This is a genomic window from Pseudoalteromonas sp. PPB1 (genome assembly GCF_015356275.1).
Lineage (GTDB): Bacteria > Pseudomonadota > Gammaproteobacteria > Enterobacterales > Alteromonadaceae > Pseudoalteromonas > Pseudoalteromonas rubra_D.
On the sequence record NZ_JACEQV010000020.1, the window covers coordinates 88,770 to 102,494 of the forward strand.

At 49.9% G+C, this 13,725-nt stretch carries 13 protein-coding genes and 2 rRNA genes; 10 read left to right on the plus strand and 5 right to left on the minus strand.

The features are described 5' to 3' along the window. The first annotated feature begins 185 nt into the window (after nucleotides 1–185). Nucleotides 186–950, plus strand: coding sequence for an MBL fold metallo-hydrolase (locus tag IY568_RS18280; RefSeq protein WP_194868339.1), 765 nt, complete (start codon nucleotides 186–188; stop codon nucleotides 948–950). On the opposite strand, the gene IY568_RS18285 is transcribed toward IY568_RS18280, so the two are convergent. After that, nucleotides 939–2,054 carry an aminotransferase class V-fold PLP-dependent enzyme gene (locus IY568_RS18285; protein ID WP_194868340.1) on the minus strand — a complete coding sequence of 372 codons (1,116 nt, stop codon included), beginning with the start codon at nucleotides 2,052–2,054 and terminating at the stop codon, nucleotides 939–941. The genes IY568_RS18280 and IY568_RS18285 overlap by 12 nt on opposite strands. Further along, entirely contained in the window at nucleotides 2,054–3,235 is a 1,182-nt protein-coding gene (locus IY568_RS18290) for a PrnB family protein (RefSeq protein ID WP_194868341.1), read from the minus strand. Before IY568_RS18290 ends, IY568_RS18285 begins: the two co-directional genes overlap by 1 nt. Nucleotides 3,236–3,369: 134 nt before the next feature. On the opposite strand from IY568_RS18290, the gene IY568_RS18295 reads away from it, so the two are divergent. The 4 genes from IY568_RS18295 to IY568_RS18310 are packed head-to-tail and all read left to right on the plus strand — an operon-like array spanning nucleotide 3,370 to nucleotide 8,993. Next, a complete protein-coding gene (locus IY568_RS18295; protein WP_125564720.1) occupies nucleotides 3,370–3,831 on the plus strand; it encodes an Lrp/AsnC family transcriptional regulator in 462 nt (153 codons plus the stop codon). 18 nt (nucleotides 3,832–3,849) lie between these two features. Then, entirely contained in the window at nucleotides 3,850–6,570 is a 2,721-nt protein-coding gene (locus tag IY568_RS18300; protein ID WP_194868342.1) for an ATP-binding protein, read from the plus strand. Then, nucleotides 6,543–7,862: an alpha/beta hydrolase gene (locus IY568_RS18305; RefSeq protein ID WP_194868343.1), complete on the plus strand. Its 1,320-nt coding sequence runs from the start codon at nucleotides 6,543–6,545 to the stop codon at nucleotides 7,860–7,862. Before IY568_RS18300 ends, IY568_RS18305 begins: the two co-directional genes overlap by 28 nt. Nucleotides 7,863–7,865: 3 nt before the next feature. After that, nucleotides 7,866–8,993, plus strand: a complete 1,128-nt coding sequence (locus tag IY568_RS18310; RefSeq protein ID WP_194868344.1) for a GNAT family N-acetyltransferase — start codon at nucleotides 7,866–7,868, stop codon at nucleotides 8,991–8,993. On the opposite strand, the gene IY568_RS18315 is transcribed toward IY568_RS18310, so the two are convergent. Beyond that, complete coding sequence (locus IY568_RS18315; protein WP_194868345.1) at nucleotides 8,970–9,563, minus strand: DUF938 domain-containing protein; 594 nt, start codon at nucleotides 9,561–9,563, stop codon at nucleotides 8,970–8,972. The genes IY568_RS18310 and IY568_RS18315 overlap by 24 nt on opposite strands. 170 nt (nucleotides 9,564–9,733) lie before the next feature. On the opposite strand from IY568_RS18315, the gene IY568_RS18320 reads away from it, so the two are divergent. From IY568_RS18320 to IY568_RS18340, 5 genes are all read left to right on the plus strand, one after another. After that, complete coding sequence (locus IY568_RS18320; RefSeq protein WP_194868346.1) at nucleotides 9,734–9,910, plus strand: hypothetical protein; 177 nt, start codon at nucleotides 9,734–9,736, stop codon at nucleotides 9,908–9,910. A gap of 92 nt (nucleotides 9,911–10,002) precedes the next feature. Beyond that, complete coding sequence (locus tag IY568_RS18325) at nucleotides 10,003–10,374, plus strand: hypothetical protein (protein ID WP_125564730.1); 372 nt, start codon at nucleotides 10,003–10,005, stop codon at nucleotides 10,372–10,374. Nucleotides 10,375–10,382: 8 nt separating this feature from the next. Next, nucleotides 10,383–11,759, plus strand: coding sequence for a class II fumarate hydratase (locus IY568_RS18330; RefSeq protein WP_194868347.1), 1,377 nt, complete (start codon nucleotides 10,383–10,385; stop codon nucleotides 11,757–11,759). A gap of 90 nt (nucleotides 11,760–11,849) precedes the next feature. Continuing rightward, nucleotides 11,850–12,419 carry a hypothetical protein gene (locus tag IY568_RS18335; protein WP_194868348.1) on the plus strand — a complete coding sequence of 190 codons (570 nt, stop codon included), beginning with the start codon at nucleotides 11,850–11,852 and terminating at the stop codon, nucleotides 12,417–12,419. A gap of 9 nt (nucleotides 12,420–12,428) precedes the next feature. Next, entirely contained in the window at nucleotides 12,429–12,806 is a 378-nt protein-coding gene (locus IY568_RS18340) for a hypothetical protein (RefSeq protein WP_125564736.1), read from the plus strand. Between the two features lie 626 nt (nucleotides 12,807–13,432). Here IY568_RS18340 and rrf read toward each other — a convergent pair. Next, a 5S ribosomal RNA gene (gene rrf, locus IY568_RS18345) occupies nucleotides 13,433–13,547 on the minus strand. Between the two features lie 89 nt (nucleotides 13,548–13,636). Then, nucleotides 13,637–13,725: ribosomal RNA gene (locus IY568_RS18350) — 23S ribosomal RNA — on the minus strand; the annotation flags it as partial.

Here is a 13,725-nt window from a genome sequence, read left to right on the forward strand (position 1 = left end):
GAAACATATGACCAAAAAGCGAACAAAGCACAATAATTTATGATTATATTCATGGGTCACGCTAGAAAATGTATTTATTGTTAAGGAAAAATGACAAGCTGACGCCCCTGCCGACAATTTCATTTTGCCTATCTGGTCAGATGTGTTACCTATATGACATGAAATCGTGCGAATAAAATACACTCATGAAGATCCATACCCTCGAAGGCTATATTCAGAATATTTACCTGGTGGAGTATCCGGACAAGCTGCTCTTGCTGGATGGCTGCAGCCGTGCAGACGTGTTGCTGATCTGCCGGTTTATTACCGATGAATTACGTCGCCCTGTCGATCAGCTCAAGCTCATTGTGGTCACTCACATGCACCCGGATCATGCCGGTGGGGCGCATGCATTAAGAAAGCTAAGCGGCGCGCACATTGCCACGGCAAATTGTCCAGGTCAATGGTATCAGGGGATAGATGGCGTGCTGATGCATTTGTCGGACATCGCACTGGCCTTATGGGTTGCCGGACGCAAACGCAAGGCGCGCAAAAATCTCTGGTACGCCCGCACCCTCAAACCAGATGTCTACTTGCCCGATGGGGCCTCATTACCAGGCTTTGAAGACTGGCAGGTACTGCATACCCCAGGCCACACCGATCGGGATATCAGTCTCTACCACGCACAGCGCAGTACCGTGTATATTGCCGATGTGATGGTGCAGGTGCGCGGTAAGCTGATCCCACCCTATCCGGTGTTTTACCCCCGACTGTACCGTGCTACTTTGTTAAAACTACAACAGCTTGAACCTGACACTGTGATGCTGGCACACCACAGTGAAATTGCCTTTACCGACATAGATTTTGAGCAGCTGTTACAACGCGCGCCCACACAACCGGTGACTCACTGGCGCTCAGTCAAAACTAAGACCAGAAAAGCGCTGGGGCTGAGCCACACCTCATCCCGATAGTGCGCTTTTGAATACCCGGATAAAGACGTCAATGTCATCCACAGTAGTATAAATATGCGGAGAGACACGGATCCCCAGCTTACGGGCATCGACCGCGATACCGGCCTCCCGTAACGCCGCCAGCACCTTATCTTGTTTATCTCCCACATTAAGGATAGCCGTGCCTGAGCAGCGCTTTGCATCCGTCGGGGCAATGTACCAGGGTGCCAGTTCAGCCTGCAAACGCGCCAGCAATGCCAGATTGTGTGCCCGCACCTGTTCAACCCCCAGTTCAGCAAAATACTGGATGCTGTGTGCGGCAAAAATATAGGCTGCCACGGACGGTGTGCCTCCCCAAAACCTCAACGCAGTTTGATGGGGTGTAAAATGATGAATATCAAATTCCAAAGGATTTTGATGTGAGAACCAGCCGACATCTTTAGGCTGACACACCTCAAGAATGCTGGGATTAACCCAGATAAACCCGGCACCAGGCCCGCCACACAGCCATTTAACACAAGAACCCAGCACGCAATCCGCAGCACTGGCTGACAGGTCAATTGGGATCACGCCTGCTGCCTGAGCCACATCGACGATCACCCGACAGCCCTGTGCTTTGGCCAGCAGGGTAATGTCTTCAACCGGTGCTTGTTGTCCTGTATTGGAGTACACCTGACTCACAAACACCCAGTCAATATCATCATCCAGATGCTGCTGCCAGACGCTTAAGTCTGACATATCCAGCGCCGCGGGAATAAAGCGGATCTCAACATCCGGTACGGCTTGCTGCAACACAAAGCCCATGCTGGGAAAGTCACTTTCACTCATCAGCACTCGCACGGTTTGCTTGCCTGTTTCCGGCAGGCTCATTACCCACTTCGTCAAGCCGCTGGAAAGGTTACTTTGTGGACAAAAATACTCCGCCTGGCTATTGAATAACCGTGCCAGGGCTGCGGTAAATTGTTGTATGCCGTCAATCCATTGATACCAGGGCTCATGATTATCACCTGACCAGGGGTCAAAATAGCGCGTCATAAAGTCCTGCCTGGCCGTCTTCAGTGGCCGGCCTACCGAGTGGCTGAGTAAATAATGGCCCTTTGGTAACGAGAAATCGGCCTGTTTCATTATGTGTCCTTTGCTATGCTGCGACGCAGCGTATTTAAATCATCAAAGCGGGTAAAGACATCTTCACGTTTTGCCGCCGCCCGTTTGTCTCGTAGTAATGCCAGTTGGTTCAGCAACACAGGTAAAGGCGGCCCACTGGCGGTGACTTTGTCCAGATGCTGCGTATTCATATCGCCCGAAGGCTGTGCAATGTATTTTTCTACCAGCTGATTATGATGCTGAATAGCGGTATCGCCATGTAGTTTGCACACTTGTACAAAAGCACTCACCGCCTCCTGATACCAGCCACTGGTGTGATGCTGCGACGCTGCTGCCACAAACGCATCCATCAGATTGGGCAAGCGCATACATTCGCGCAAAGTGGCCTGATCCTCGGGCATCATATACAGGAACTTATCCACCAGCATCTGAGCGTAATTTACATCATTGGCCTGACATAACCCCAGCAGCATATCGATGACATTGATCCCGGCGAAGTCCCCGGCATTGGCGCCGCGATACACCTCCTTACCCACCCGGTAAGGTTTGTAATAAGGCCGCACCACGTAAAAGAAAGCATCGGTATCCAGCTGCTCAAACAAACACTGATTAGAACGGATCACATCTAACAGGCCTTCTTTGACCTGGGCCAGCAGCACAGGCGTCATGGGGTGCGAAATACCCAGCGGCTGGATCTTTAACAAACACTCTGCGGCACGTTTATAAGCCAAAATAGCACGGGTATTGTAATCAATGAATAGCTGCTCAGCCGGATGACTGGTAAAGCGTTTATACACCCCATCAACTGCACGATTATGTGTGGTCAGGTGTGCTGTAGCAAAGCGAGGGGTCACGCCAATCGACGCACCAATGTGCATGGCCAGCGCAGAGGCTTCCTTGAGTGGTGAATAGTGCTCCCGGCTGGGCTCGGTCAGTTCATGACGACGACATGCCGCCATGTACAGGCCAACATTGCCAAGCAGATCGAACGCATTATCGAAGCCTTCATCGGTATTGCCCTCTGCCAGCAAGGCCTGGATGTGTTGCTGACCTTCGTTTAATAGTTGTTGTTTTATCTGGTCTTCTACACCCACAACATTCGCCTTATCCTGCTGCTGCCAGTATGCAGCCTCCAGCGTGTCGTTGAGCGTAACAAAATCACTGCGGATCCAGTGATCAAATGCCTGTGTCAGCGTAGTCATGACAAACTCCTTAACTTCCGAGCTCTCAGGCTATCAAAACTCTTGCGCTAAAATTTGCTAAAATTCATGTAAACGCTAGACTGGGTTAGTAATAATTATAAATAAATCAACATCAGTTAGCAGAATCCACTACTATGGCGCACCTTGATAATAAAGACCGTATCCTACTTAGGGCATTGCAGCACAACGCCCGGCTGAGCAATGCGCAACTTGCGGAACAAGCCAGTTTATCAGACACCCCTTGCTTAAGGCGTGTCAAAAAGTTACAACAAGATGGTGTTATTCTCGGTTATCACGCCACTTTGGCACCACAGCCACTAGGCTATACTGTATTGGTCTATGCCTTTATTCGCCTGAGCGAGAACTCTGCGCAAGCGGCCACTCAGTTTGAATCTGATGTGGAACAACTGCAGCAGGTACTCAGCTGCTCTGTGGTATCCGGTGCACATGATTATTTACTCGAGATCATTGCCGAAGATTTGCCCAGCTATGAGCACTTTGTCAAACACCGCCTTGGCGCCATCGGCTGTATTGCAGGGATTGAGTCGACCATAGTATTGAAACAAACGTTTACCAAACGCCCCCTGCCAGTTTAACGAAAGGACAGGATCAACATGCAGTTCCAATTTCGCACAGCGTACCACCAATGGGCTGCCTATTTGCTCATGACAGTGAGCTACTTTGTGCTGGGAAAAATACTCACCGCTTTTGCGTTTCAGGATCAGGTGCTGCCCATCTGGCTGCCCGCAGGCGTCGGCCTGGTAGGTGTGCTGATCTGGGGCTGGCGCTTTCTACCCGGCTTATTTATCGCCTCGGCGCTGTTTAACTGGACCACAGCCCACGGCTATACATTTTCCGAGGCGACCTTATCGCAACAGCTGCAAGTCTCAATTATTGCGCTGGGCGCCTGCCTGCAGGGACTGGTCGGTGGCTCTATTCTGCGTCATTGGTTGGGCGATCCGCTGCGAATGCGAACCCGCAAACACATTGCCTACTACATCTTTTTGGTTGGCATATTTTGTAACCTGATCTCGGCCAACATTGGCGTCTTCTCACTTAGCCTGTTTAACCCTGAGTATCAGTTTAGCCACCACTGGCAGAATGTGGTGGCCTGGTGGCTGGGCGATAGCCTGGGCATACTGATCTTTACCCCGTTACTGCTGCTGATGCTGGATGCATGGGCATTCAAACAACACAGTTATCACCGCAGTCGCAATGTGTTTGCCACCAGCTTTGTACTGTTTTTATCTGTGGTGCTGACCACCTACTTATACAATCAAGGTAATGTTCAGGCCGCCAAACGAGAAGCGCAAAGAGAGCTCAGGTTAATAGAAAACCTGCTGTTACAACAGGTCAATCTCAGCATGCTGGCCGTGCAGGGCGTAGCTGCTAAGTTGCAGTCTCTGAGCGAGGTAAACGCTGACGAGTTTCACCAAATCGCCGAGCAACAGCGCGCTCGTTATCCATTTTTGCGAGCGATTTCCTGGAATGTCAGGCTGGATCAAACACAGGGGAATGCCCTTCAGGAAAAGTTTGATACGCTATACGATGGCCGGGTGAAACTCAAAGGGCTGCCCCTAACCCCAGATGATCCTCTGGTAGTGGTCACCTACATTTCACCGCAAACAGAAAACTTCAGTGCACTGGGCTTTAATGTGTATTCGCGTGAAAATCGCAAACAAGCGCTAGAAAACTCGATTATTGCCGTGCAACCACAGGCCACAGACATCATAGAATTAATTCAAAGTAATACGCCGGTACCAGCTTATTTGTTGTTCTCCCCGGTGTACCGACGCGGCGCAACCGACCCTCAAGCGGATATTCTTGGCTATGCCACCGCGGTGGTACAAACCGATACGCTGCTGGGTTCGGCACTGAAGCAGTCACAGGCCGGCAGCTATAATATTGCGGTGTATGATGGCAATGAGGCCGAGCCTTTCTATAGTAACCATGCGCTCTCAGCCGCAGAGGTGGCAGCAGAAAATCTGTTTGAAACCCGTATTCAATTTGGTGGCCAAGTCTGGCGGATCAAGCTGGAGCTCAGGGCTGATTTTGTTGCCAGCCTCAACCACCGACAAACCGTGTTGTTGTTGCTATTACAGCTCAGTATCACCGCCTTGATCATCTTTATCGTGCTACTTAACAACTATCAGCACTACGAACTCAATCATCTGGTTGAGCAGCGCACTCAGTCCCTGCGCCAGGCCGTTGAAGATGCCGAGCGTGCCAACCAGGCTAAAAGCCGCTTTCTGGCTAATATGAGCCACGAACTGCGTACCCCACTAAATGCGGTGGTGGGGTTTGCCTCTTTAATGAAGACGACCGACTCATTTGACACCCTTCAGTCTTATGCCAACCGGATTGATATGGCAGCAAAAACCTTGCTCAACCTGGTGAATGATATTCTTGATATTGCCAAAATCGAGTCGAACCATCTGGTCATTGAACAACACGACTTTAACTTGCAGCAGTTACTCGGCCGCATAGATAGCCTGTTTGCCACCAGTGCTGCGGACAAAGGATTGCAGTGGCAGCTGAATACTAACATCAGCGGCGCCTGCTGGCTCAAAGCCGATGAGCTGCGGATGGAGCAGATCCTCTTAAACCTGTGCAGTAATGCCGTCAAGTTCACCGACAACGGTAAAGTAACCCTACACTGTGAAGTACTACATGGTGATAGTGATTACCTGCTTACCTTCTCTATCATCGACACCGGTATTGGCATTGATTACCACAAACAGCCATTGATTTTTGCCCCTTTCACACAGGCCGACGCCTCAACATCGAGGCGCTTTGGCGGCACCGGTCTGGGCCTGGCAATCAGCAAAGAGCTGGTAGAACTCATGGCAGGCGAGCTCACAGTTAAAAGCGCACCGGGACAAGGCAGTACCTTTACCTTTGCGCTGCGTTGCCCCTTTGGCGATGCGCAGTTGGCGCAAAATATCGAGGCTGACCCAACCTTACTCAAAGGCATGCAGGTACTGGTTGCCGAAGATAACCCGGTCAATCAGCTTGTCATCAAAGCCATGCTACAATCGATTGACGTGGAGTTCGTCTTGGTCAGTGATGGCCAACAAGCCGTAGACGCCTGCCAAGACCAAGCCTTTGATCTGGTGCTCATGGACTGTCAGATGCCACTCCTTGACGGTTATCAGGCAACCGCGCTGCTGCGTAAACGCTTCACTCAGCAGCAATTGCCTGTCATCGCCCTGACTGCGGATGTGATGCCCGAAGATAAAACTTACGCACTGGCAGTTGGATTTAACAGCCACCTTGCAAAACCGCTGGAGCGCGATAAGCTGGTGCAATGCTTAACACAATACCGAAAATCATGATGAAAAAAGGATTGTTAGTTTCCCTACTGGCTCCACTTATCCATCTGATGGCCATGCCAGTGCAGGCGCAAACATGCCAAAGTTTAGTGACCGATCTGCCTCGCTATCAGTCTGATGCTAACCAGGGCAGCTATCGCTTTGCTAACGGCACCGGTGATGCGATCCGGGACATACCCGAGGCGCAGTCATACTCAGCTTATATCCGCACAACTCAGGCACTGATCTTTGCTCGCAATCCCAAAGCAACGATCCCCTGTGAACTGGCGACCAAAGTCTCTGCATTGCTGCCCAGTAAACCAACCCAGATCGCTGATTACGTTGCTCCATTTGAGTTAACGCATCCGAACAACCAAAAAGCGGTGCTGCTGATCCATGGCTTGACCGATTCGCCTTTTACCTTTCACGCTCTGGCCGCAGATCTGTATGCACAGGGTTACGACGTGAGAACTATGCTCTTGCCCGGGCATGGCACAGCGGCCAGCGACCTCAAGGAAACAGACTACCGCGACTGGCAACAGCATGTGCGCTATGCCATTTCGCGTACAGCCAGTGATTACAGCGACTTTGCCGTGCTGGGCTATTCAACCGGCGCTGCGCTGGCAACCACAGAAATTGCTGCACGTCGGCCAGATAATTTAGCTGCCCTGGTACTGGTTGCGCCCGCAACACAGAGCCACAGTGAGAAAGCCTGGCTGGCAAAATGGCTGGACTGGCTCCCCTGGGTTGACTGGGTGGATAAGGGAGCCGATCTGGACCTGGCAAAGTATGAGTCATTTCCACTGCATGCAGTCACCCTGGTGGAGCAAGCGATGACAGATATGCGTGAGGCCAGTTTACCGGCTTCTTTGCCAACGCTGGTGATTGCCAGTGATGTCGATGCCACCATTAATAGCCAAGTCACTTATCAGCTCTTATCACGCTGGGCACAGGCACGCACAGCGCCACTGGCACTGCGAGTCTACGCATCTGATGCGCTCACCGCGTTGCCAGAGTCTATTGATGTCACTGAAATCAAAACGCTGGACGGCGTGATTGATATGTCGCACATTGGCTTTTTAAATCCACCCGACCACCCTTACTATGGCAAAACTGGTGTGTTTCGAAACTGCGATGCTTACCTTGACGACACCAGTGCCTTTGCCCACTGCAAAACCACGGACAAACCGTATTTTGGTGAGCGCAGCAAAGCAAATCTTGCTGAGTATACGCCGCTGATCAGGGTGTCTTTTAATCCGGATTATGACCCTATGACCACGCAGCTGGTCACGTTTTTAGACAAGGCAATGCAGTAAACTATGTATCAACACCGCTTTAGTACTGACCTGGCGACCCTCACAGAGACCGAACGAGCAGCACTGTCAGGCCATACCCCGTTTAGCAGTGTTCAGTGGCTGGAAGCGCTGGAATTAAGCGGCTGCGTAGGCGAAGACACGGGGTGGCTGCCGTACCACTTACTGGTATACCGTGACAGTCAACTGGTCGCGCTTCTGCCTGGCTATATCAAACTCCATTCTTATGGTGAATATGTTTTTGACTGGGCCTGGGCTGAAGCATACGAACGCCACCAGCTTGCCTACTATCCTAAATGGATCTGTGCCATTCCCTTCACGCCTGTGGTGGGCAGTCGTATGCTATCCGGTGAACCGATCTCTGATGCTTTGTATGACTATGTCACAACGGCCTTGCACCAGGAAGCACAACACCAGAACTGGTCAGGGTGGCATATCAACTTTCCGGCACAACGGGCTGGCTGGCAAAAACAACAGCTGATGGAACGTCATGGTGTCCAGTTTCACTGGAAAAACCAGGACTACAAGCACTTTGACGACTTTTTAAATGCCATGACCTCTCGCAAACGCAAATCTATCAAAAAAGAGCGCAAAGCGGTCACCAATCAGGCGTTAATCGTTCGCTGGTATCAGGGCGCCGAAATCACTGATGAAATACGACAAGCATTCTATCTGTGCTACGCCACCACCTATCTGAAACGCTCAGGGCACCAGGGTTACCTGAACGAAGCGTTTTTCCGGCAGATCTGTGACACCATGAGCGATCAGCTTGCGATTGTATGCGCATACCAACAGGGAGAAATCGTGGCCGCCAGCCTGTACTTGCATGACCAGCATACGCTGTATGGGCGATACTGGGGCGCACTTCAAAGCCACACGCATTTGCACTTCGAGTTATGCTATTATCAGGGCATCGAGTATGCCATTCGTCGCGGATTAACTCGCTTTGATGCAGGTGCACAAGGCGAGCATAAGCTGGCGCGTGGATTCGAGCCCGTCTTCACTTATTCTTATCACCATATTCGTCACCCTGACTTTGCTCTGGCAATTGACGACTACCTGACCCGTGAACGTGTCCATATGGCCCATTACCTGAATCAATGTGCTGAGTTACTGCCGTTTAAAGATCAGTAAACGATTGTTCGCAGGCATCGCATTGTCTTCTTGTAGCGTCAGTGCGGCACTGCTGGCCAGCGAGCAGATCCATTCGATATCACGGATCCCACTGTGCGAATTGCGACTCCGTAAAAACGCATCAAACTCCTGATTGCTCGCAGAAGTAAATTGGCCACGATAATTGAAAGGTCCATATATCATCAGTAACCCTCCTGGCGCCAGATGTTGCGTGACTCCGGCAAAGAAGGCTTCAACCAGGGCTTCAGACACAATATGTAAAGTATTGGCGGTATAAATCGCAGGCACTTGCGTGACCGGCCAGGGTACTGATGACAGATCAAGGGTCAACGGCGCCGGTAAGTTCGCTGCACCACTGTCTTCGCACCACATTTGGATACCGGCATGATTCACCGCCAGATCGCTGCACTGCCAGATTAAATGAGGCAGCGCGCTGGCAAAAAAAGCGGCATGCTGACCAGTGCCTGAACCAATTTCAAGCACAGACGCCACCTCAGTGAGGCAGGGTCGTATTTTTTCCAGTATCGGTCGCTTATTGTTTTCGCAGGCTTGTGAGAAAGGTTTGTCCATATTGCACCTCTGTGATCCAAGTTTGCGCTCTATTGAGGCAATCTTGCCATTAAAATGCAAGTCAATTTAGATTGCATAACCTTAAACACATAAAAAATATAAGCTTTTATCCTTGGTATAAAGCATGCATTGTCTATACTGAAAATTCCACTTAACGCTTGGAGCACATTATGACAACCTCAGATCTCTCTCAAACCCCGTTACAAAGCCGTGGTCTGATCGACACGGAAGCGGAACCTAATTTACTGGAAAGCGAGGACTACTGTCAGGAAGTTGCCAACATCCTGACCAGCCCGGAGCAAGAACGAGAAAAGACCTCACAGCAATTTCTACTTGGCTATAACTAGACAATTAAACGCCCTGACAACAATCCGGGCTTGCTTACCTTGCCCTTTAGTGTAATGATAATTATTATCGTTACACTAAAGGATATTCCACTATGCTGACCCCGCTTGCGCTTATTAACTTTAAGCCGCATCTCAACGCGCACTGCACACGCCCTCACCTTGATGCACCACAGCAAGTTGCAGAGTTCATACGCACTGGCTGCGAGTTAGCAAAATGGTATGAGCGACAATCCTGTGCGTTATTACAGGAGCTGTACCTCAGACGAGTATTCTTTGAACTACTTAACCACATTGCTGATCCACTGGTTCATACCTGCATCAGACAACAATGTCTGGAGCAGATTTACAAACCCCTGCTGGCCCTAAAACGCTATTACAAAGCTAAGCGCAGAGGGTTACACAAGTTTTACCTGCTTGAGCGGGAAGCCAGAATCATTAGCCATGAATTTAATCCGTACAGCTAGGAGTTGTTATGAGCGAATTTCGTCAAGTTTCAGATAGCATGGGCGTATTAGACGTACCACAAGATGCGCTTTACCAGGCGCAAACTCAGCGGGCCATTAATAATTTTCCCGTCAGTGGCCTGACATTACCCGGTAGCTTTATTCGTGCCCTGGCTTACATAAAACAAGCAGCCGCGGAGTCAAATCAGGAGCTGGGTCACCTGCCTTCGAGCCAGGCTCAGGCCATCGTCTCTGCTTGTCAGCAGATCATTGACGGGGAACACCTGTCTCAATTTCCTGTCGATGTATTCCAGACTGGTTCAGGCACCAGCTCCAACATGAATGCCAATGAAGTCATCGCTTCTTTGGCCACTCAGCTCAGCGGCGAAACGGTCCACCCCAATGACCATGTTAATATGGGGCAAAGCTCCAATGATGTTATCCCTACTGCGATTCACGTCAGCAGTGCCATACTGGCCGTATATGAATTACTGCCAGCACTCAAGCACCTGTCTCAGACCATTGAGCACAAAAGCAAAGAGGTCGGTCATTTGGTTAAAACAGGCCGCACCCATCTGATGGATGCTATGCCGGTTACCTTTGCACAAACACTCAGCGGCTGGCAGCATCAGATCGATTCTGCCTATGAGGGTATTGTCCAGGCACTGGAAAAGATTTATGAGCTTGGCCAGGGCGGCACCGCCGTTGGTACTGGTGTAAATGCCGATGCACGTTTCGCGGCTACGTTTAACAGCTACTTAAGCAGTAATGTTGGGATCCGCTTCACCCCGAGTAAAAACTTCTTCTATAACATCGGCTCACAAGATGCCATTGTGGCGTTATCGGGTCAGTTAAAAACGCTGGCCGTCGCCAATATGAAAATCGCCAACGATCTGCGCTGGATGAATTCAGGCCCCCTGGCGGGGTTAAGCGAGATAGAGCTACAAGCTTTACAACCAGGTTCGTCCATCATGCCAGGTAAGGTTAACCCGGTGATCCCGGAAGCCGCAGCAATGGTCAGTGCTCAGGTAATTGGCAATGATGCTACCATCACTGTGGCAGGCCAGTCAGGTAACTTTGAGCTTAACGTGATGCTGCCGGTCATTGCCTACAATATCCTGCAAAGTATCGAGTTACTGGCAAATATGTCCCGTTTGCTTGCAGACAAAGCTATCGCTACTTTCAAGGTCAACGAATCGAGTCTACAACAGGCACTCACCCGCAACCCTATCCTGGTCACGGCATTGAATCCGGTGATCGGGTATGAGAAGGCGGCATTTATTGCCAAGCAAGCCTATCAGCAAGGCCGCCCAATCATAGAAGTTGCCGCAGAGCACACTGACCTAAGCGAATCCCAGTTACGCGAATTACTAGACCCGCAAAAACTCACGCTCGGTGGCCTGTAAGCAAATCACGCGCCTGTTATTATGGCGCGTGACCTCTTGTATCTGGAGAAAAAGCGCGGCACACTGGATAAAAAATTAACAGGATCGAATATGAACGCGTTTAAACTCTCTCTTTGCAGTTTGTTATTCATTGCAGGCTGCAATGCCTCACACAGTGAACCCCAAAACAATGAGGAAACCGTCACCACGCAACAAGGCTCTGCGGAGCAGCGTGCGGTTGAACCTGCCAAGCTGCAAAAAAAAGCAGCGGTACGCCATGATGTTGGACACAGTAAACCTTCCCCAGCAGACAAAGTCATGGAAAAAGAACCTATCGCACACATAGATAAAGACGCGATCAACGAAGCCGGCCTGAAGAATCAACGTGCCTATCTGAAATTCATTACCAAAGACAAAGAATGTGATACCACAACTCAGTGCAAAGTCCTGCCTGTCGGTAGTCGTGCATGCGGTGGCCCATCTGATTATGTGATTTTTTCTACAAAAACAGCCGACCCCGACAAAGTAAAAGAACTGGCTGACAAGCTTACCCATGCCGAAGCCACCTATAATGCCAAAAATCGGATGATCAGTATTTGCGAACACCTGAGCGCGCCAGCAACTCAGTGCGTTAACAATAAATGTGTTAAACTCGGGCATTCAAATCAGGCAACCTACTAGGGAATTTCGATGAAGTATCAGTGTTTGACGCTGTTTTTACTGACAGGCTTGCTCAGCGGCTGTAGCGCCACACAGACCGCGCAGTCTGCAAGCAATGGTGATGACTTTGCGCTGGCAGAATTCGTTGCAGACAAAGGCTGTGATGCGAGCTTTCAGTGTAAAGTCATTGGAGTAGGAGAGCGGCAAACCTGCGGTGGCCCAAGCCAGTACGTCGTCTATTCGGTTCGCAACGTCGATGAAACTCAGGTAGAACAAATGGCCGTTGCAATAACCAAAAAAGAGCGCGCTATCAATCAGCAAACACCACCCAGTGAAGTGTGCAAGCAGGTGCTACCTATCCAGGCGCTCTGTATCAACAGCCAATGTCAGGCTATCACACTGAAATAACTTCTGCCTTAATGCTTTTACTGCCAGCAAGCTAAGCCTTTGCCTGGCAGTTAGCACTTATCCCACCCGACAACTAAACCAACCACTGACTCAGTAAAGAAATCGGTATAATGAGCAGAGCACACAAACATGCCCGCCATACATATCGGATCTCAATCTGCTTCTTCACCCAATAACAATAAATAAACTTCACCAGGTAAGTGGAAGCGCAGCCAAATAGGGCAAAAATAACAAACAAGACAAGTAAGTATAGGGACACAATCAACTCATAACCTCAACAACCAGCATTCATCATAACGGGTCATTGCATACAGAGCAATGCGAGCTCCTTAATGAAGGCAAAGCATGGAGCCGCTATATAGGTGTTACTTAACTATCGAGAAACTTCGATGCTGTGCACCAGAAGAGCGCTCAGGATACGTGGTTACATGAATGAACGCGAAGCATGGACGCTGAGCCGGGAGCCCTCCACAGGGAAGTGTCCCCAAAGGTTGTTCAGTACAAGTTTTACTATCCAACCCAGCTTCATGGATGAATAGGCGATGCTATTCTATCTACAGCTTCTTTAAACTACTCCAGACGCAAAAAAGCCCGACTCTTTCGAATCGGGCTTTCTTTTATTAGGAGCTTGGCAATGTCCTACTTTCACATGGGAAACCCCACACTATCATCGGCGCTATTTCGTTTCACTACTGAGTTCGGCATGGAGTCAGGTGGTTCCAAAATGCTATGGTTACCAAGCAAATTCTGTAAAATCTGGAAAAGCGTATTAAATTCTTTCGTCTACTTTATTTCTTAACTTCTAACAAACAAAACCACTTTGGCGTTGTATGGTTAAGCCTCACGGGTAATTAGTACGAGTTAGCTCAATGGCTCACACCACTTCCACATCTCGCCTATCAACGTTGTAGTCTTCAAC

Bases quoted from the DNA above. Each gene is read 5' to 3' on its own strand.
- IY568_RS18280 (WP_194868339.1), top strand. From the start codon at position 186: ATGAAGATCCATACCCTCGAAGGCTATATTCAGAATATTTACCTGGTG.
- IY568_RS18285 (WP_194868340.1), bottom strand. From the start codon at position 2,054: ATGAAACAGGCCGATTTCTCGTTACCAAAGGGCCATTATTTACTCAGC.
- IY568_RS18340 (WP_125564736.1), top strand. From the start codon at position 12,429: ATGAAGTATCAGTGTTTGACGCTGTTTTTACTGACAGGCTTGCTCAGC.
- IY568_RS18320 (WP_194868346.1), top strand. From the start codon at position 9,734: ATGACAACCTCAGATCTCTCTCAAACCCCGTTACAAAGCCGTGGTCTG.
- IY568_RS18290 (WP_194868341.1), bottom strand. From the start codon at position 3,235: ATGACTACGCTGACACAGGCATTTGATCACTGGATCCGCAGTGATTTT.
- IY568_RS18295 (WP_125564720.1), top strand. From the start codon at position 3,370: ATGGCGCACCTTGATAATAAAGACCGTATCCTACTTAGGGCATTGCAG.
- IY568_RS18330 (WP_194868347.1), top strand. From the start codon at position 10,383: ATGAGCGAATTTCGTCAAGTTTCAGATAGCATGGGCGTATTAGACGTA.
- IY568_RS18305 (WP_194868343.1), top strand. From the start codon at position 6,543: ATGCTTAACACAATACCGAAAATCATGATGAAAAAAGGATTGTTAGTT.
- IY568_RS18315 (WP_194868345.1), bottom strand. From the start codon at position 9,563: ATGGACAAACCTTTCTCACAAGCCTGCGAAAACAATAAGCGACCGATA.
- IY568_RS18300 (WP_194868342.1), top strand. From the start codon at position 3,850: ATGCAGTTCCAATTTCGCACAGCGTACCACCAATGGGCTGCCTATTTG.
- IY568_RS18325 (WP_125564730.1), top strand. From the start codon at position 10,003: ATGCTGACCCCGCTTGCGCTTATTAACTTTAAGCCGCATCTCAACGCG.
- IY568_RS18310 (WP_194868344.1), top strand. From the start codon at position 7,866: ATGTATCAACACCGCTTTAGTACTGACCTGGCGACCCTCACAGAGACC.
- IY568_RS18335 (WP_194868348.1), top strand. From the start codon at position 11,850: ATGAACGCGTTTAAACTCTCTCTTTGCAGTTTGTTATTCATTGCAGGC.